The sequence below is a fragment of the Capillibacterium thermochitinicola genome, from assembly GCF_013664685.1.
GTDB lineage: Bacteria > Bacillota > UBA4882 > UBA10575 > UBA10575 > Capillibacterium > Capillibacterium thermochitinicola.
In genome coordinates this window covers 1-17,642 of record NZ_JAAKDE010000013.1, presented here as the reverse complement: position 1 = coordinate 17,642, position 17,642 = coordinate 1, and the positions used below count along the sequence as shown (strand labels likewise).

Genomic DNA, 17,642 nt, shown 5'->3' with positions numbered 1-17,642 from the left:
GACTAGATATCCGGTAAATAGCCAAAGACTGACCCAATCTGTAAAGGAGGAAGAGCATGATTAAATTTGGAACCGGCGGCTGGCGCGCGATCATCGGTGAGGATTTTACCAAGGACAATGTTTGCCTTTTGGCACAGGGGATTGCCGATCTGGTAAGAGAAAATGCCACCAGGACTGGAAAGGACAATCCCTATTTTGTCCTCGGTTACGACCGTAGATTTTTATCGGACAAAGCCGCAAAATGGCTGGCCGAAGTATTAGCCGGTAATGATATAAAAGTTTACTTTATTAAACAGGTCGCCCCCACCCCTCTGGTAATGTACACCGTGAAAAAGATGGAGGCGCCCTTTGGGGCAACCATTACCGCCAGCCACAATCCGGCCGATTACAACGGGGTTAAACTTTTTACCGCCGGCGGGCGGGATGCCAAGGAAGAAGTAACCAGTCACCTCGAAAGCCTGGTCGCGAAGGTCGATCCCGCGGCTATCCGCCGTCTAGCTTTTGAAGAAGCCCTCAATCAGAACCGGATTGAAATCATCGATCCATTTAATGACTATATCGATACCATCCTGGGCATGATCGACACCGAAGCGATCAAAAGGAGAAAACTCCGCATCGTCCTTGATCCCATGTACGGGGTTTCAAAAACCTCCCTCCAAACCATTCTCGTCACCACCCGTTGCGAGGTGATGGTAATCCACGACCGCCACGACACCTTGTTCGGCGGCCGCTTACCCTCCCCGACCACCCACACCCTTCACCGTTTAAGAAATACGGTTGTAGAAAACGGTTTCGACCTGGGGATTGGTACCGACGGCGATGCCGACCGGATCGGGATCATTAATGAACAGGGCGATTTTATCGCGCCCAACCAGATCCTCGCCCTCCTCTATTATTATTTACTGCGTTACAAAGGTTGGACCGGGCCGGTCGTCCGAAACCTCTCCACCACCCATCTGCTGGACGCGATCGCCCGTGATTTTGGCGAAGAATGCTACGAAGTTCCGGTGGGCTTCAAGTACATCAGCGCCAAAATGGAAGAGACCAACGCCCTGATCGGCGGGGAAAGCAGCGGCGGTTTAACCATCCGGGGCCATATCCCCGGTAAAGACGGGATCTTTGCCGCCAGTCTCCTCATCGAAGCCCTTAGTATTACCGGAAAAAGCATTTCCGAATTGTTGGCGGAAATTGAAACGAAATATGGTACCTATCGCATGGCCGAAAAGAACATCTCCTTCCCCCCGGCCCAAAAAACCGCCCTCACCGAGAAGATCTTTAGCCGGCAAAATTGGCCTGATTTCGGCTTGAAAATCGCCCGCGTCGGTGATTTCGACGGCTTGAAGATCTACTTCGCAACGGGCGAATGGCTGAGCGTCCGCTTCTCCGGGACGGAGCCCCTTTTACGCATCTATGCCGAGGCCACCAGCGAAAAAGCGGCCACCGACCTTTGTGAAATCATGGCCACTTACTTGGGAGTCAAATAATTAACCACAATAAACTAATAAAAAAGGAGAAATGAAATTGCGATACGGATACTTTGATAACCAAAATCGGGAATATGTAATTGAACGCCCGGACACACCGGTCTCATGGACTAATTACTTAGGTGTCAAAGATCTATGCACTGTGATCTCCAACAATGCCGGCGGTTACTCCTTTTACCGCCAGGCTCAACACCACCGGATCACCCGTTTTCGCCCCAATGGTGTCCCCATGGATCGGCCTGGCCACTACGTTTACCTGCGGGACGATGAAACGGGCGACTACTGGTCCGTCTCGTGGCAACCGGTGGGCAAAGATTTAAATAAAGCGAATTACCAGTGCCGGCACGGCCTTTCCTATTCCAAGTTCCTCTGTACATACCAAGGGATTGAAGCGGAACAACTCCTGTTCATCCCCATCAATGATGATGTGGAGCTCTGGGATGTGCGGATTAAAAACAGCTCCAACCAGCCCCGGAAGCTCAGTGTCTTCTCTTATGTTGAATTCTCCTTCCACCACATTGACATCGACAACCAAAATTTCCAAATGAGTCTCTACGCCAGTGGTTCCAGTTACCAGGATGGGGTAATCGAATATGACTTCTTCTATGAACCATGGACTTTCCACTATTTCACCGCCAGTTTTGAGCCGGACAGCTATGATAGTCTCCGTGACCGTTTCCTCGGGGCCTACCGCACGGAAACCAATCCGATCGCCGTGGAACGCGGCTATTGTTCCAACATGAGCGAACTTGGGGGCAATCATTGCGGCGCCCTCCATAAGCGGATCACTTTAGCCCCGGGTGAAGAAAAACGCCTCATCTTTCTGCTCGGGGTGGGCAACCGGGAAGCCGGCCAGCAAATGCGGGCCAAATACAAAGACTTTACTAATGTGGATGCCGCCTTCCGGGAACTGAAGGAGTACTGGGAACGTAAATTGGCCAAACTGCAGTGTCGCACCCCGCATGAAGGGTTCAACACCATGATCAACACCTGGAACCCTTACCAGGCCGAGACCTGCGTCGTCTGGTCCCGGTTCGCCTCCTTTATTGAAGTGGGTGGCCGCACCGGACTGGGTTACCGCGACACCGCCCAGGATGTGATGAGCGTTCCCCATACCAACCCGGAAAAAGTACGCCAACGCATCATCGAGCTTTTGCGGGCCCAAGTGAGTAGCGGATATGGTTTGCACCTGTTCGAACCCGAACACTTTGACCCTAACCGTCCACCGGCCCCGAAATTCAAATCTCCAACGGTCGTGCCGGAACCGAAACCGGAATCGCTCATCCACGGGCTGGAGGACACCTGTTCCGATGACCACCTATGGCTGGTTCCTTCCGTCTGCCAATATGTAAAAGAGACCGGTGACCTCGCTTTCCTCGATGAAATCGTTACCTTTGCCGATGGCGGCGAAGCTTCCGTCTACGAACACCTGAAACGTGCTTTGGATTTCTCCACGGAACATGTCGGGCCCCATGGAATCTGCAAAGGGCTGCGGGCCGACTGGAATGACTGCCTTAACCTCGGCGGCGGCGAGAGCGCCATGGTTTCGTTCCTGCACTACTGGGCCTTACAAGCCTTTATTGAAGCCGCTGCTTTCCTGGGGCGCCAGGAAGACGTGGAAAAATACAGCGCCATCGCCGAAAAAGTGCGCAATGCTTGTGAATCGGTCCTTTGGGATGGCCGCTGGTACATCCGGGGGATTACCGCCAACGGCCGGAAGATTGGCTCCCATGAGAATGAGGAAGGCAAAGTCCATCTGGAGTCGAACAGTCTGGCGGTCCTCTCCGGAGCCGCCTCCGCCGAACGAGGCCGGCTCTGTATGGACGCGGTTGACCAATACCTTTACTCCGAATGGGGTATCCACCTGGTCTGGCCTTGTTACACCAAGCCCGATGATGAGATCGGGTTTGTCACCCGTGTCTACCCGGGCCTCAAAGAAAACGGGGCTATTTTCAGCCACCCCAACCCTTGGGCCATTGTGGCCGAATGCCGGTTGGGCCGGGGTAACCGCGCAATGAAATACTATGATGCCCTCCTGCCTTACAACCAAAACGATAAAATCCATATCCGGGAAGCCGAACCCTACTCCTACTGTCAGTTTATCGTCGGCCGGGACCACACGGCTTTCGGCCGGGCCCGCCATCCGTGGCTGACCGGAAGCTCCGGTTGGATGTACACGGCGGCCACCCAGTGGATCTTGGGCATCCGGCTTACTTTTGACGGCCTCATCATTGATCCCTGTATCCCGGAGGACTGGGAGGAATTCCAGGTCACCCGCCAGTGGCGGGGTGCCACCTTCCACATTACCGTCAAGAACCCGGACCGGGTGCAAAAAGGGGTTAAAAGCATCACTTTAAATGGAAAGCCGGTCCAAGGGACAATCCCGCCGCAAGCACCCGGCACCACCCACGATGTGGTCGTAATCATGGGTTAGGGAGGAACGACTCCAACTCCTCACGGCGGACCAAAACGGCCCCTTTTTCCCGGCGGTCCGGATTGCTGACCAACCCCGCTTTCCCTGGCGGGGCTTATTAATCGACTGCGCCCGGCACTTTCAGCCGGTCAATGTGATCAAACGCAATCTGGACGGCATGGCCGCCGTCAAGTTAAACGTCTTACATTGGCATTTAACCGACGATCAGGGCTTCCGGGTGGAAAGCAAGGTCTTCCCCCGCCTTCACCAGGAAGGGGCCAACGGGCAGTATTATACCCAGGAGCAGATCCGGGAAATAATCGCTTACGCCGACCGGCGCGGGATCAGGGTGGTTCCCGAATTTGACCTCCCCGGCCACACCAGCAGTTGGGTCCTGGGCTACCCGGAACTGGCAAGCGCTCCTGGTCCCCACCACCCTGAAATCGGCTTCGGCGTGAAAGATACCGTCCTGAATCCGGTACGGGAGGAAACCTATGCTTTTTTGGAAGCCTTTTTCCAGGAAATGGCCGCCCTCTTCCCCGACGAGTATATTCATATCGGCGGTGATGAGAACAACGGAAAACAATGGGCGGCCAACCCTGAGATCCAGGCGTTTATGCACGCCCGCGGCCTTCCGGACACCCATTCCTTGCAAGCATATTTTAACCGCCGGTTACACGCGATTTTAACCAAGCTCAAAAAGAAGATGGTGGGTTGGGACGAGATCCTCGCCCCTGACCTGCCCGCCTCCACCATTGTCATCCAGGCCTGGCGGAACAAGGAAAGCCTGTGGCAAGCCGCCAAAATGGGCTACAAAAGAATTCTCTCCCACAATTACTACCTTGACCTCATGCTGCCCGCCGCTTTCCATTACCAGAACGACCCGCTGGCCCAAGCGGACCACATTACAAAATTAAGCCCCTTTCTTTCATTTTTGTTGCATCTTCCCCATTCACCACAATTCTGTACTATAATTATAACGATTGATACCCACCACACTCGCCATTGGTGATGTAAGGAGGAAACAAGATGAAGAAAGAGCGAACACCTACCCCGTCCATGTTCTCCGGGGCTCGCAACCGGGTCAGTTTTCGGGTCCGGTACGCCGAAACGGACGCCATGGGGGTGGTGCACCATTCGCGTTATTTGCCCTGGATGGAGCTGGGACGCACCGAATTTCTTCGGCAATACGGCTTTTCCTACCGGCAGTGTGAAGAAGAAGGGTATTTCTTCCCCCTGCTCTCCGCCACCTGCCATTACCACGCCCCGGCCAGATATGATGATTTGGTCACGGTGGAGACCTGGATCAAAGCGATCCACCCGCCCTATTTAGAGTTTGCCTATAAAATCACCCGCGAACCCGATGGCCTGCTGCTGGTCACCGGGGAAACAAAACAGATCTGTATCACGAAGGACGGCAAACCCCGCCGCGAACCGGTCAAACGATTGGAGGCCTTCTTTAAAGAACAGGCCTGATCCCCGAAATCCATCCCTTCTCCACGGCAAACCTCCTTTCCCGTGGAGAAAATCCCTCTCAAGAAGAGAAAAAGAAAGCCGGAGTTTCTTCCTCCGGCTCCTTTTCACTTTTCAATCATTAAACTCAATATCCGGCACGTCCCAATCCCCCTTGAGCTCGGGGGTTTTAATAATTTTCGCCTGATTAAACGGCCAATAGACGAGAATCGCTCTCCCCACCACATTTTCCAACGGGACGAAGCCCACATTGCGCTCGTCCCGGCTGTCCATACTCCGGTTGCGGTTATCGCCCATGACAAAAACAGTGCCCCGGGGAATGATCGTCCACTCGAAATCATCGTACATCTCTTCCATGATATAGGGTTCATGGACGGGCAGGCCGTTAATCCGTAAAGTTCCGTTGCTGATCTGGAGGTTCTGCCCTTCGGTGGCGATCACCCGTTTGACAAATTTCTTGGTCGGATCCTTCGGTTTAATCACCACCACTTCGCCGGGCTTCGGCGGGCGAAAACGATAGGTTATCTTGTCCACGATCAGCCTTTGCCCTTCGTACAGGTTAGGCTCCATGGACTTACCTTCCACTTTGTAGGTTTGAAAGATAAAGACCATAATAAAGAGGGCGGTCAACACCGAACTGGCGATTGATTCGATCCACTCCCTGAGTTCTGACTTGTTAAACTCCAATGGACTAACCTCCTCAACGACTGTCTTTCTTCCCCTGATTCTTCTCCCGACTCTAACTTTAACGCTTTAAAATGGTTAAAGTTCCCTTTGGTTCTCCCGGTCGAAAATCCGCCAAAATCCGCCGGCGGCCAAGCCATTATGGCTTCGCCCCGGCGGACAGTTTTGCATAGCAGGTTAGTCCTCCCTGGAGAGTTCCGCCAGGCGGTTTTGGATTTTTTCGTAGTCGATTTCAAGAGCAGCCAGTTTCTTCCGCTCCTTCTCCACCACCGCCGGGGGCGCTTTGCTGACAAACTGTTCATTCGCCAGTTTCGCCGTGAGCCGTTTTCTCTCCTCTTCCAAAGTTGACAACTCTTTCTGCAACCGTTTCAGCTCCAACTCGAAGTCAACCATCCCGGCCAGTGGTAAAAAGACCTCCACCCCTTCCACCACGGCGGTCATCGCCTTGGCCGGCTTTGCGCTGGCACTGTCGTGCACCTCCATCTTGCTTAAGCCCGCCAGTGTCTCCAGATACAAACGGTTTGCGTTTAGGACGGCCTGTTTGGCAGCGTCCGTTAAGAAGATGGCCTCCACCTTCCGGCCCGGTTCGACCCCGACTTCGGCGCGGATATTCCGGATCGCCCGGGTCAGATTCATGATCAAGCTCATCTCCGCTTCCGCCTGTTCGTCCAGGAGCCTTTCGTCCACTGCCGGCCACGGGGCCAACATGAGGGTTTCGCCCTGGTGGGGCAGGGCCTGCCAGATCTCCTCCGTAATAAAGGGCATATAGGGGTGGAGTAAAGCCATGGTCTGCCGCAATACGGTTACCAAGACCGTCTGAGTGGTACGCCTGACCTCCCCTTCCAGGCGGAGCGCGGGTTTGGCCATCTCAATATACCAATCGCAGAATTCGCTCCAGATGAAATCATAGAGCACGTTGGCAAAACCACCCAAGTCATACCGGTTCAACATGGTTTCGGCGGCCGCGATCACCCGCTGCAGACGGGACAAGATGTACCGGTCGGCCAGGGAAAGGGCGGAGAGATTCAGTTCTTCCTCCTCCGCCGGGTAATCCTCCAGGTTCATCAGGACAAAGCGAGCCGCGTTCCAGATCTTATTGGAAAAATTGCGGATCCCGTCGATCTTTTCCATCTGGAACCGCTGGTCTTGGCCGAGGGTCGTCCCGGTCGCCAGGGTGAAACGTAAAGTATCGGCCCCGTATTTCTCGATCACGTCCAAAGGATCAACATTCGTCTCGGGCCGGGACTTACTCATCTTTTTCCCGTCCTTATCCAGGACCAGACCATGGATCAGCACTTCATGGAAGGGTTTCTCCCCCATAAACTCCAGGCCCATGAAGATCATGCGGGCGACCCAGAAGAAGATAATGTCCCGGGCCGTCACCAGCACAGCCGTGGGATAAAAATGCTTGAGCTCCGCCGTCTCTTCCGGCCAGCCCATGGTCGAGAAGGGCCACAAAGCCGAAGAAAACCAAGTGTCAAGGACATCCGGATCCTGTTCCAGGTGGGAATGGCCGCATTTCGGACAGGTCTGCGGTTCCTCCCGGGCCGCGAACTCAGCCCCGCAGTCCTGGCAATACCAGATGGGAATCCGGTGTCCCCACCAGAGCTGCCGGGAGATACACCAGTCACGGATATTCTCCATCCAGTTCAAATAGATCTTGGTGAAGCGCTCGGGGACAAAACGGATCTTCCCGTCTTGGACCGCTTTAATCGCCGGGGCGGCCAGCGGTTTCATCTTGACAAACCACTGTTTGGAGATGAGCGGTTCGATCACCGTGTCACAGCGGTAACAGGTCCCGACCGCATGGGTGATAGTCTCTTCCCCGGCCAGGTAACCCCCGGCCTCCAGTTCCGCGAGGATTTGTTTCCGGCATTCATCCCGGTCCATCCCGGCATACTTCCCGGCGGCCTTGGTCATCTTGGCGTCAAAACCGATCACGGTAATCTGTTCCAAATTATGGCGTAAACCGACTTCAAAGTCGTTGATATCGTGGGCAGGGGTGACTTTCACCGCGCCGGTGCCAAACTCGGGATCAACCATCTCGTCGGCGATAATCGGAATCTCCCGGTTCACGATGGGCAGGATCACCGTTTTCCCGACCAAATGCCGGTAGCGTTCATCTTCCGGGTGGACGGCCACCGCCGTATCCCCCAGCATGGTCTCCGGGCGGGTGGTGGCCACCTGAATGTACCCGTCGCCGCTGGACAGCGGGTAGCGCAGATGCCACAGGCGTCCGGTTAGCTCCTCGTGTTCCACTTCGATGTCGGAGAGGGTGGTCGCACACTGCGGACACCAGTTGATCAAATAACTCCCCCGGTAGATCAGGCCCTTTTCGTAAAGGCGGATAAAGACCTCCCGCACCGCTTGGGAACACTTTTCATCCATGGTGAAACGCTCCCGCTGCCAATCACAGGAGGAGCCCAGCTTCTTTAACTGGCGGATAATCGTCCCGCCGTATTCTTCCTTCCACTGCCAAACCCGCTCCAGGAACTTCTCCCGCCCGAGTTGGTGCCGGTTAAGCCCTTCTTTCGCCAACTCCTCTTCCACGCGAACCTGGGTCGCGATGCCGGCATGGTCGGTCCCGGGGATCCACATCGTGTTATCCCCTTTCATGCGGTGGTAACGAACGAGGATATCCTGGAGCGTGTTGTTGAGCGCGTGGCCCAAATGGAGCCGCCCCGTGACGTTCGGCGGCGGAATGACAATGGCGTAAGGTTTCCGGTCCGGATCCACCTCAGCATGGAAACAGTTGTGCTCCAGCCAGAAACGGTACCATTTCTCTTCGACCGTCTTCGGGTCATAGGCCTTTGGTAACAGACGATTCATGGCAATTCCTCTCCTTTGTCTCTTCAACCTGGTTAAGGGCTAGCCGTCAGGCAAGGCCCTATCCTATAAAGAAAAACCTTTCATCCTTAAGGACGAAAGGTTTCTTTTCGTGGTACCACCTTATTTCCCCTGCCGACAAAATGGCAGGGGCACTCAAAGGCGATAACGGGCACACCGCTGCGCTCTATTAAGGCAAACGCCTTTTCGACCGCAGAACTCACGGACGACCTTCACCATGGAAGTGTCCGCGGGGTCTTCCAGCCTCCGAACCCCTTCTCTGTCGGCGTTCCATGGTTACTCCTTCCGCTCATCGTTTCGATCAAATGCTTTTTCCCTATAATACCTGTTTTCTTTTACGCTTGTCAAGACATATAGAGCTTTTTCATCTCTTCGAGACCCCAGTTGGGAACATCGGCCGCGCGCCCCGCCGCCCCGAAGGCTTCAATCTTCTTCTTGACTTCAGCGGCAATGGCTTCACGGGCTTTGGTGTTATACTCCCGCGGGTCAAAGGCAGCGGGGTGCTCCACAAAGAACTTCCGGATCGCGCCGGTGGCGGCCAGACGGCTGTCGGTATCGACGTTGATCTTGTTTATCCCACAAGTGATCGCTTTCTGCAGCGCGGGGATGGGCACACCTTTCGCCGCCTCCATTTTTCCACCGTACTGGTTGATGATGTCAATGAGTTCCTGTGGTACACTGGAGGAACCATGAGAGACCAGATAGGTGTTGGGGAGTTTTTTCCGGATCTCTTCAATAATATCGAAGGCTAATTTCGGTTCGCCCTTAAATTTGTAGGCCCCGTGGGAGGTTCCGATCGAGATCGCCAGGGCATCCACACCGGTCTTTTCCACAAACTCAACCGCCTGGTCCGGATCGGTCAAGACCGTCTTCCCGGAACCGACCCCGTCTTCAATCCCGCCAAGGGTCCCCAGTTCACCTTCGACCGTCACGCCACGGTCGTGGGCATACTTGACCACTTCCGCGGTAACCTTCACGTTATACTCAAAAGTGGAAGGAGTCTTCCCGTCTTCCATTAACGAACCGTCGATCATGACCGAGGTGAAACCTAAATCGATTGCCCGTTTCACCGTCTCAAAACTGTTCCCATGGTCCAGATGGATGGCCAACGGCACCTCCGGGTTGAGTTCGGCTCCGGCTTTAATAATATTGACAAGGTACAGATCCTGGGCATACTTTAAGGCCCCTCTACTGACCTGCACAATAACGGGGGCTTTGGTCTCCTGGGCCGCCATCATAATACCCTGCATCTGCTCCATGTTATTCACGTTAAAAGCACCGACGGCAAAAGGCTTACCTTCTTTGTAAGCTTTAAGACTTGTTTCCAAGATCGCCTTCATCGTAACAATCATTGCACTCTCTCCTCTTCTCCTGTAATTTTAATCGACACCGTCCACCAAGGCGTGAACGTTGGTTTTAATTATCATCCCTCATTTTTTACCGCAACTATCACCCACCTTCTTCCCCATCCTCATTTAGTTCGGCTGGACGGTCAGGTGTATTTTCTTCCGCGCTTGCTTCTTCTGTTTCGCCTTCTTCTGCTATGCTTTCTGCTTCCGTGCTTTCCCCAATATGTACTTCCGTTTCTTGGCTAAAATCAGTGTCAAGTCTATCTAGACGGTTCTGAAGGGCAGTCACTGCTTCCTCCAGCCGCTTGAGGCGGTATTCACAGTCGCTTTTCAGGAGCAGGGTGTACCCCCACGCGTAGATCAGAAAATAAGCCAGAAAATTCTGCGGCTCAAAACCATCAAAGAAAAAAGCATATATTATTGAAGCCGACGCCGCAACCAGCAGTAACAAGCCAAAATAATAATTGCCGTCCCGCTCAAACTTAAAGTTAAATTTCATCCGTTTTCCCCTCCTCATTACTCCTCAATCGGCGGTTAAATCAATCTGCAATTGCTGATTAAGAATCCAGTCATCGACAATGGGCAATTCATCCAGACTTTTCAAACCGAAATACTTGAGAAATTTCTTGGTGGTTCCATAAAGAATCGGGCGGCCGGGACCGTCTTTCCGCCCCGCTTCCTCAATCAGCCCGCGCTCCAAAAGCGTCGTCAGCGAGCTGTCCACTCGCACCCCGCGGATGGTTTCAATCTCCGCGCGGGTAATCGGTTGCTTATAGGCAATAATCGCCAACGTCTCGAGGGCAGCCTGTGAAAGGGGGGACGGCCGGGGGACCTTCTTCAATTTTTCCAGGTAGTCGGCGTACTCCGGCTTGGTGACAAACTGGAAACCACCGGCCACTTCCTTTATTTGAATCCCCCGCTGCTCGTCGAGGTATTCCTCGTTTAACTCCGCCAAAAGCTGCTCGACCGTCTCGTAGTTCAGCGCCAGGATCATACTCAATTCCTTCACGGTGACGGGTTCCGAAGAAGCAAAGATCACCGCCTCCAGCACTGCTTTGGCCTTCCGCCAGTTCACGTTCACCCCTCCCACCGGACAATCACGATCTCACCAAAGGTCATCTCCTGCTGGACTAGGACTTTTCGCATCCGGATCAGCTCAAGTAAGGCCAGGAAGGAAGCCACCACCGCTTTGCGCGAAGCCAAACCGGAAAAGAGGGTGCGGAAAGAAACCCGGGATCCCCGGGCCAATCCGTTCATAATCTTATCCATCATCTCCTGGATCGAATACTCTTCCTCCGGCATTCCTTCCAACTCGAGGCGGGGCAGTAAACTTTCGAGCAAAGCACTGAAGGCCTGCACCAAATCCCACAGGGTCACCTGCCCGACCGTTTCGGCAGCGGCGGCCACTTCCAGGTCGGGGAAATACCCGCCCGTCCGCGGGAGGAACCGGCTGGCTTCCGCTTCCCGTTCCTGGAGCCGAGCGGCCACTTCCTTCACCTTTTTATACTCCATCAATCTTTCAACCAGTTCGAGACGGGGATCTTCTTCTTCCAGGGTTTCCTCTTCCGTCTCCACCAACGGCCGGGGCAACAGCATCCTGGCCTTGATCTGCATTAAAGTAGCCGCCATCAACAGAAAGTCAGCGGCGACGTGCAAGTCAAAAAACTCCATGGTTTGCAGGTAAGCCAAAAACTGGTCGGTAATCTCCACAATCGGTATGTTATAAATATCAATCTCCGCCCGTTCGATTAAGTGGAGTAAAAGATCCAGGGGCCCGGTAAAAACCGCCAGTTTAACCTGGTAACTTGCCTGCTGGTCCGTTCGTCTTTTAATTTTTCGCATCGGCACTCCGGAGCAGGGCCAGTTCGATGCTGGCCGGTTCCCCTGTTTCATCATGGTGGTGTTTAATCAGCGAAACAACGGACGGATCAATCCCCAAACTTTGGGCCATATAAGCCCCCCGGTCCGGATGGTGCAGATCGACATAGAGGGCATGACTTAAACCGGCTTCCCCTCTTTTCGCCCATTTCACACGTAAACTCGGTAGAAACCGGCGAATCAGTCCGACCTGAATCCGGTTCCACCAGGAGATTTCGCCTTTTACTTTTCCGACATCGTGAAGTAAGGCCCCCTGGATTAGCAGGGACAGATTGGCCTTACTGGTATCAACCTTTTCCGATAATAAGTATCTCGCCACGGTAACGGCATGTTTTTGGTCAGCATAACTCATTTGGTTAAAGAGAAAAAGGCCCGCTTCATCCAGATAACTTTCGACAAATTGACGGTCGGTCTTGTTCAGTTTACGCCGAAAAAGATCAATCGCTCTGCGCCAAGCAGCCAAAAACATCCCTCCTTCCTTCGTGCATTCCTTACAACAGATTGGAGGTTAAATCCAAAACCCCGTGATCAGGAAGGACCCAAAGTTCATCAGGATTGAGAAAAAACGGTTAAACGGCCGGTTAAAGATGAATAAAAGAGCAAACAGGATGATAAAACCATGCCGTTCAAGCTGTGTGTAAAAGTGAAAAGCTTGTCCCCGCAGGAAGTAACGGACCAGTCTGGACCCATCCAGCGGCGGGATGGGCAGCAAATTAAAAAAAGCCAGACTTAAATTTAATAACATTCCCGCATAAAAAAACTGGAACAACAAAAAACCAAGCGCCGAATCGAACGCAAGCGGCCAAAAACCCAGATTAAGGAGGCGCAGCGGTAAACCGAAAAGGCAAGCCAGGACGAGATTGGCCGCGGGTCCGGCCAACGCCACCAAGACGAACCCTTTGGCCGGGTTCCGATAATAACGGGAATCAACCGGCACCGGTTTTGCCCAACCGAAGCCAAAACCGCGCAGGTTTGTGATAATAATCATGATCGTCCCCAGGGGATCCAGGTGAGCAAGAGGACTCAGGGTTAAACGGCCCATGAGCTTCGGCGTTGGATCACCTAATTTATAAGAAACCATGCCGTGGGCAAATTCATGAATCACCAAGGAGAACAGGATAATGGGGACGGTCAAAATCAAGCGGTAAAGTTCGGGCATTGGTTATCCTCCAACTAGCAAAAACAACCATAAAGTATTATAACACAATTTACCCACTGACACCAAGTCTTCAAAAGCTCTTTTAGCGGTCTATAACCGCAAAAACAGACGGAAAGCCATCTTTCCGTCTGTGGGCAAAAGGCAATTTATTTTGCAATAGGTTCTACTTCCGACTTCACCTTTAACCGTTCGGGGATCAGATCATTCTGGATCAACTGCTCATAGGTCTCCCGCCGGACGATCAGTTCGGCTTCCCCCTCCGCAACCAGGACTACCGCCGGCCGCGGCAGGCGGTTGTAATTGCTCGCCATCGAATAATTGTAAGCACCCGTATCGAAGACCGCCAGCAGGTCACCGGGTTCAGGGGTAGCCAGCGGCAGATCCCAGATCAACATGTCGCCCGATTCACAACATTTCCCCGTCACGGTGACGACTTCGGTCAGGGGCTCGTTCATCTTATTGGCAAGGGCTCCTTCATAGACCGCCTGGTATAGGGCGACCCGCGGGTTATCGGTCATTCCGCCGTCCACCGCCAGGTAAGTACGGACCCCGGGAATCCGTTTAATATTTCCCACCGTGTAAATGGTTGTTCCGGCAGACCCTACAATCGAACGGCCCGGCTCCAAAACCAGGAGCGGAAGAGGATATTGTAATGCGGTTAAACGTTCCCGGGCATAGCGGCCGATTTTGCTCACGATCTCCAGCAGGGCACGGGGTTTTTCCTGCTTATTATGGGCGATCCCAATCCCGCCGCCCAGATCCAGGACTTCGGCAACAAAACCGGTTTGAGTCCGGGCCTCCGCCATAAAAGCCGTCAACACATCAATTGCGGCCTTAAACGGCTCAACCTCAAAAATCTGCGATCCGATGTGGCAATGAAAACCCAACAGCTTAATCTGGGGAGAAGCAAGCGCGATCTTGACCGCCTTCAAAGCAACGCCGTCGTTGAGCCCCATCCCGAACTTGGAATCTTCCTGTCCCGTCTGGGTATAGGTATGGGTATGGGCGGTAACTCCGGGTTTTAAACGGAAGACGACCCGCGGTTGGGTCTTCGTCTCCATCGCCAGCTGGATTAAGGTCTCCAGTTCCATCAGGTTGTCGACCATAATCCGGCCAACCCCGTTTTTCAGGGCCATCACCAGCTCCGCCCGGGACTTGTTATTCCCGTGAAAATTAATATTCTCCGCCGGGAAACCTGCCCGCAAGGCGGTATAAAGTTCCCCGCCGGAGACCACATCCAGGCCAAAACCTTCCTGATAGACCAAGCCGCACATGGCCTGGGTCAAGAAGGCTTTTCCAGCGTAAACCAACTCATAATTCGGGTAAACGCCCTTCAAAGCCTCGTGGTAGGCCCGGCAATTCGCCCGGATCTTTGCTTCGTCCAAAACGTAGAGCGGTGTCCCAAACGCTTTGGCAAGTTCAACCACATCACACCCGCCGATCTCCAAATGACCTGAGGAGTTGATGGTCAAATCCCGTTCGAAATATTCCCTGGCGAGCATCCTATTCCTCCTCAAAAACGCTTCAAGTCCGTAGCCATCTAAAAAGCGGTTTTCCCCGTGTTTATTCTTTTTATTCTAGCACTACCGGAAGGAAGAAGTCAAGAAACAAGGCATTAAAAGGCATCCCCGCTTAGACAAAGCAACTGCCACCGATAAACTCGCGCAGGATTGAATTGGACGGGACCTCCGTCTCATCCAGCGGCAGGAAATAGGCGGTGAATTTCAAGAGCCGCTTTGCTTCGGCATACTCCGACACCTCCGGCGGGATCGCCTGTAGGAGGGGCTCCACATACTTTTTCAAAATAGCCAGTTCGTAGATGAGGGCGGAGTTAAACATGATATCGGCTTCCTCCTGGAAGGGGAAAATATTCTTCTCTTCCCCCTGGCGGACCGCCGGCCAGAGGCGTAAAGTCATCAGGGCATCGTGACCGCGGAACTGGCTGTCCCGGACGATCCGGCGGATTAGACGGTTGTCGGTGGTGGGGATCCGGTTATGGTTATCCATGTTCAACTGGGTCAAAGCGCTGATATAAACCTTGAACTTGCGGTCCTTCGGTACCGACTGGGTCAGTTTTTCGTTCAGTCCGTGGATCCCCTCGATCAGGATCGGTTGGTCCGGTTTGATCTGAAGAACTTCCCCCCGGTATTCGCGCTCTCCCTTCATAAAATTGAACCTGGGAATCTCAACCTTTTTCCCCATAATCAAATCGGCCAGTTGTTCGTTGAAGAGATCCAGATCGATCGCTTCCAAAGCTTCAAAGTCGGGTTCACCCTTTTCATTGCGGGGAGTCCGGTTCCGGCTGACAAAATAATCATCCAAGGAAAGCGAGACCGGCCGGACTCCGTTGACCCGGAGCTGAATCGCCAACCGCTGGGTAAAAGTGGTCTTCCCCGACGAAGAGGGGCCGGCAATCATCACCAGACGGATCCTTTCCCGGTCGCGGGTAATTTCGTCGGCGATGTGGGCAATCTTCTTTTCCTGCAGCGCTTCGGCCAGCCGGATCAGTTCATGCCCCTTTCCCGCCTCGATCATCCGGTTCAATGACCCGATGTCATTGACTTCCAATACCTCGCCCCATTTTTCGTATTCATAAAAGATCTGGGACAGTTTGCGTTGCTCCACATAGGGCGGGACCTTCTCCGGCGAAGTTTGGGACGGATAACGCAAAAGAAAGCCGGGCAGGTGAAACAACAACTCAAACTCCTTTAAAAAACCGGTGCTCGGCAACATGTATCCGTAATAATAGTCATAATAGTCGCCACAGCGGTAAATGGAGACTTCCTGCGTTTGCTTGTAAGACAAAAGCTGAGCTTTATCGGTCAAGCCCTCGGCTTTGAAGAGCCGGATCGCCTCTTCCAATGGCATCTTCTGCTTCTCGATTTTTTCGTCGGCGGCAATGATCGCCCGCATCCGCTCTTCCACCAGCCGGAGATCTTTCTCCATCACCGGCCGTCCAATATAGAGTTCGCCGTACAAGCCCTTGCTTAAAGAGTACATGATCCGCACCTGACAGCCGGGGAAGACTTCCTTCGCCGCCCGGATCATCACCATGATCAGGCTGCGGCTGTAGATCCGGACCCCGTCCGCATGGGTAAGATCAACCGGCTTCACCACTGTATCCTCAGTCACCCGGTAGGAAAGCTCCCGGAGATCCTTACCGACCATCGCCGCCATAATTTGAGGATGACTTTGCCCGGGCCACGCACCCAAAATCTCCTGCACGGTCGTTCCTTTCGGCACAACTTTCGTTTCACCGTTCAGTTCTACGCGGACTGTTTCCATGACCATCCTCCTTTTTATCTGCAAATTATCACTTATCACTATGCTTTTATCCTGCCCCAAAAGCACCTCGGGAAAAGAACTCTTCGAATTTAGGATTGTACTTTCCCAACGAATATGGTATTATAATTAATGATTTGCGTCTGTAGCTCAGCAGGATAGAGCAACGGACTTCTAATCCGTAGGCCGCAGGTTCGAATCCTGCCAGACGCGCCATTTTGGGCAAAGATTTCCCGGTTCCGAGGAGCCGGGTTTTTTATTGCACCTAGACATTTAAGGCCACTATCCAGACTGTCTAAGATTACTATGTAATATCTTACTTTTTCGCGCAGTTATTGTCAACACAAAGGCGGGCGCTGGCAGGGCAGACTTTTTGTATACTTGTTCTTGTAGGTTCCTCGCCTTTTAATTCTTGGCTTTAAAAAATAAAGTAACCCCCGGAACTCTGACAACGCCAGTAAGGCCCACCGACAAAGGATTATGTTCCTGACCCAAACAGATTAGTTCATTGATTTCTTTCATAATTTGCGCATTGAAGCGTTTCCGGAAATGGACCATCATTGAAGGATCGAAAGGGGCATCCTTTTGAAATTCGGTTAATCCGATAAAATATTGAAGGTACGGGTTTTCCTTAATCTGTTCTCCGACCTCTTCATCTGAGAACCCGCCCTTTTCCTTAATAATCAAAGCACCAAGAGCCATACGGACAGGTTTAGCGGGAGCACCCATGTTCTTCTTGTCAAATAAGGAAGCATATTTGTCTTCAATGACGTCCCAAGGGATAAGCTTCGCCAACTTCACCCAGCGGTTTTCAGGTCAAGCTTTCCTCCAAATGGAAAATAAAAATTTTCCAAGGGGAGTTGTCGTTCTTTTTTGCGGTACGTAGCAGTCACTCCTAAAGGCAAGGATTTGAGAGAATATTTCTCGTTTTCCGTGCATTTCCCCTGTCGTAAAATCGGCGCTTTCTTAGATTTTATAAGGGTTTGCGACTTTTTCAGGAAACCCTAATTTAAGCGACTTGGCGTCAATGACGAAACATTTTAAAAGTATTCCGCGTATTTCGGTCAATTCGA

14 protein-coding genes, 1 tRNA gene, 1 pseudogene and 1 other annotated feature are annotated in these 17,642 nt (G+C 52.9%); of the genes and pseudogenes, 5 read left to right on the top strand and 11 right to left on the bottom strand.

The window, feature by feature from the left end:
* Positions 1 to 56 precede the first annotated feature (56 nt).
* The 4 genes from G5B42_RS06835 to G5B42_RS06820 all read left to right on the top strand — a co-directional run bounded on the left by G5B42_RS06835 (position 57) and on the right by G5B42_RS06820 (position 5,373).
* Positions 57 to 1,484, top strand: a complete 1,428-nt coding sequence (locus G5B42_RS06835) for a phosphoglucomutase/phosphomannomutase family protein (protein WP_181339711.1) — start codon at positions 57 to 59, stop codon at positions 1,482 to 1,484.
* Positions 1,485 to 1,521: 37 nt separating this feature from the next.
* Positions 1,522 to 3,918 (top strand): GH36-type glycosyl hydrolase domain-containing protein, encoded by a 2,397-nt coding sequence (locus tag G5B42_RS06830; RefSeq protein ID WP_181339710.1) that lies wholly within the window; start codon positions 1,522 to 1,524, stop codon positions 3,916 to 3,918.
* A 61-nt stretch (positions 3,919 to 3,979) separates the two neighbouring features.
* Positions 3,980 to 4,909: a family 20 glycosylhydrolase gene (locus tag G5B42_RS06825; protein WP_181339792.1), complete on the top strand. Its 930-nt coding sequence runs from the start codon at positions 3,980 to 3,982 to the stop codon at positions 4,907 to 4,909.
* A gap of 17 nt (positions 4,910 to 4,926) precedes the next feature.
* Positions 4,927 to 5,373 (top strand): acyl-CoA thioesterase, encoded by a 447-nt coding sequence (locus tag G5B42_RS06820; protein ID WP_231133320.1) that lies wholly within the window; start codon positions 4,927 to 4,929, stop codon positions 5,371 to 5,373.
* Positions 5,374 to 5,484: 111 nt separating this feature from the next.
* On the opposite strand, the gene lepB is transcribed toward G5B42_RS06820, so the two are convergent.
* The 10 genes from lepB to G5B42_RS06770 all read right to left on the bottom strand — a co-directional run bounded on the left by lepB (position 5,485) and on the right by G5B42_RS06770 (position 16,572).
* Complete coding sequence (lepB, locus tag G5B42_RS06815; RefSeq protein ID WP_231133319.1) at positions 5,485 to 6,057, bottom strand: signal peptidase I; 573 nt, start codon at positions 6,055 to 6,057, stop codon at positions 5,485 to 5,487.
* A 174-nt stretch (positions 6,058 to 6,231) separates the two neighbouring features.
* Positions 6,232 to 8,883, bottom strand: a complete 2,652-nt coding sequence (locus tag G5B42_RS06810; protein WP_181339709.1) for a valine--tRNA ligase — start codon at positions 8,881 to 8,883, stop codon at positions 6,232 to 6,234.
* Between the two features lie 85 nt (positions 8,884 to 8,968).
* Positions 8,969 to 9,203 (bottom strand) — a binding site (T-box leader).
* A gap of 42 nt (positions 9,204 to 9,245) precedes the next feature.
* Positions 9,246 to 10,241, bottom strand: coding sequence for a ketose-bisphosphate aldolase (locus G5B42_RS06805; RefSeq protein WP_231133334.1), 996 nt, complete (start codon positions 10,239 to 10,241; stop codon positions 9,246 to 9,248).
* A 109-nt stretch (positions 10,242 to 10,350) separates the two neighbouring features.
* Positions 10,351 to 10,749: a hypothetical protein gene (locus G5B42_RS06800; RefSeq protein WP_181339707.1), complete on the bottom strand. Its 399-nt coding sequence runs from the start codon at positions 10,747 to 10,749 to the stop codon at positions 10,351 to 10,353.
* A 24-nt stretch (positions 10,750 to 10,773) separates the two neighbouring features.
* Complete coding sequence (gene scpB, locus G5B42_RS06795; protein ID WP_181339706.1) at positions 10,774 to 11,331, bottom strand: SMC-Scp complex subunit ScpB; 558 nt, start codon at positions 11,329 to 11,331, stop codon at positions 10,774 to 10,776.
* Positions 11,328 to 12,092, bottom strand: a complete 765-nt coding sequence (locus G5B42_RS06790) for a segregation and condensation protein A (RefSeq protein WP_181339705.1) — start codon at positions 12,090 to 12,092, stop codon at positions 11,328 to 11,330. Before G5B42_RS06790 ends, scpB begins: the two co-directional genes overlap by 4 nt.
* Positions 12,079 to 12,591: an HDIG domain-containing metalloprotein gene (locus tag G5B42_RS06785; protein ID WP_181339704.1), complete on the bottom strand. Its 513-nt coding sequence runs from the start codon at positions 12,589 to 12,591 to the stop codon at positions 12,079 to 12,081. Before G5B42_RS06785 ends, G5B42_RS06790 begins: the two co-directional genes overlap by 14 nt.
* Positions 12,592 to 12,636: 45 nt before the next feature.
* Complete coding sequence (locus tag G5B42_RS06780; protein ID WP_181339703.1) at positions 12,637 to 13,287, bottom strand: site-2 protease family protein; 651 nt, start codon at positions 13,285 to 13,287, stop codon at positions 12,637 to 12,639.
* Positions 13,288 to 13,433: 146 nt separating this feature from the next.
* Positions 13,434 to 14,789, bottom strand: coding sequence for a diaminopimelate decarboxylase (lysA, locus tag G5B42_RS06775; RefSeq protein WP_181339702.1), 1,356 nt, complete (start codon positions 14,787 to 14,789; stop codon positions 13,434 to 13,436).
* 130 nt (positions 14,790 to 14,919) lie between these two features.
* Positions 14,920 to 16,572 carry a nucleoside kinase gene (locus tag G5B42_RS06770; RefSeq protein ID WP_181339701.1) on the bottom strand — a complete coding sequence of 551 codons (1,653 nt, stop codon included), beginning with the start codon at positions 16,570 to 16,572 and terminating at the stop codon, positions 14,920 to 14,922.
* Between the two features lie 136 nt (positions 16,573 to 16,708).
* Between G5B42_RS06770 and G5B42_RS06765 the strand changes: the two genes are divergently transcribed.
* Positions 16,709 to 16,785, top strand: a tRNA-Arg gene (locus G5B42_RS06765).
* A 282-nt stretch (positions 16,786 to 17,067) separates the two neighbouring features.
* On the opposite strand, the pseudogene G5B42_RS06760 reads toward G5B42_RS06765, so the two are convergent.
* Positions 17,068 to 17,462: pseudogene (locus tag G5B42_RS06760) on the bottom strand (transposase); the annotation flags it as partial.
* Positions 17,463 to 17,642 lie beyond the last annotated feature (180 nt).

Bases quoted from the DNA above. Each gene is read 5' to 3' on its own strand.
- G5B42_RS06835 (WP_181339711.1), top strand. From the start codon at position 57: ATGATTAAATTTGGAACCGGCGGCTGGCGCGCGATCATCGGTGAGGAT.
- G5B42_RS06820 (WP_231133320.1), top strand. From the start codon at position 4,927: ATGAAGAAAGAGCGAACACCTACCCCGTCCATGTTCTCCGGGGCTCGC.
- G5B42_RS06810 (WP_181339709.1), bottom strand. From the start codon at position 8,883: ATGAATCGTCTGTTACCAAAGGCCTATGACCCGAAGACGGTCGAAGAG.
- G5B42_RS06805 (WP_231133334.1), bottom strand. From the start codon at position 10,241: ATGAAGGCGATCTTGGAAACAAGTCTTAAAGCTTACAAAGAAGGTAAG.
- G5B42_RS06800 (WP_181339707.1), bottom strand. From the start codon at position 10,749: ATGAAATTTAACTTTAAGTTTGAGCGGGACGGCAATTATTATTTTGGC.
- G5B42_RS06790 (WP_181339705.1), bottom strand. From the start codon at position 12,092: ATGCGAAAAATTAAAAGACGAACGGACCAGCAGGCAAGTTACCAGGTT.
- G5B42_RS06780 (WP_181339703.1), bottom strand. From the start codon at position 13,287: ATGCCCGAACTTTACCGCTTGATTTTGACCGTCCCCATTATCCTGTTC.
- lysA (WP_181339702.1), bottom strand. From the start codon at position 14,789: ATGCTCGCCAGGGAATATTTCGAACGGGATTTGACCATCAACTCCTCA.
- G5B42_RS06770 (WP_181339701.1), bottom strand. From the start codon at position 16,572: ATGGAAACAGTCCGCGTAGAACTGAACGGTGAAACGAAAGTTGTGCCG.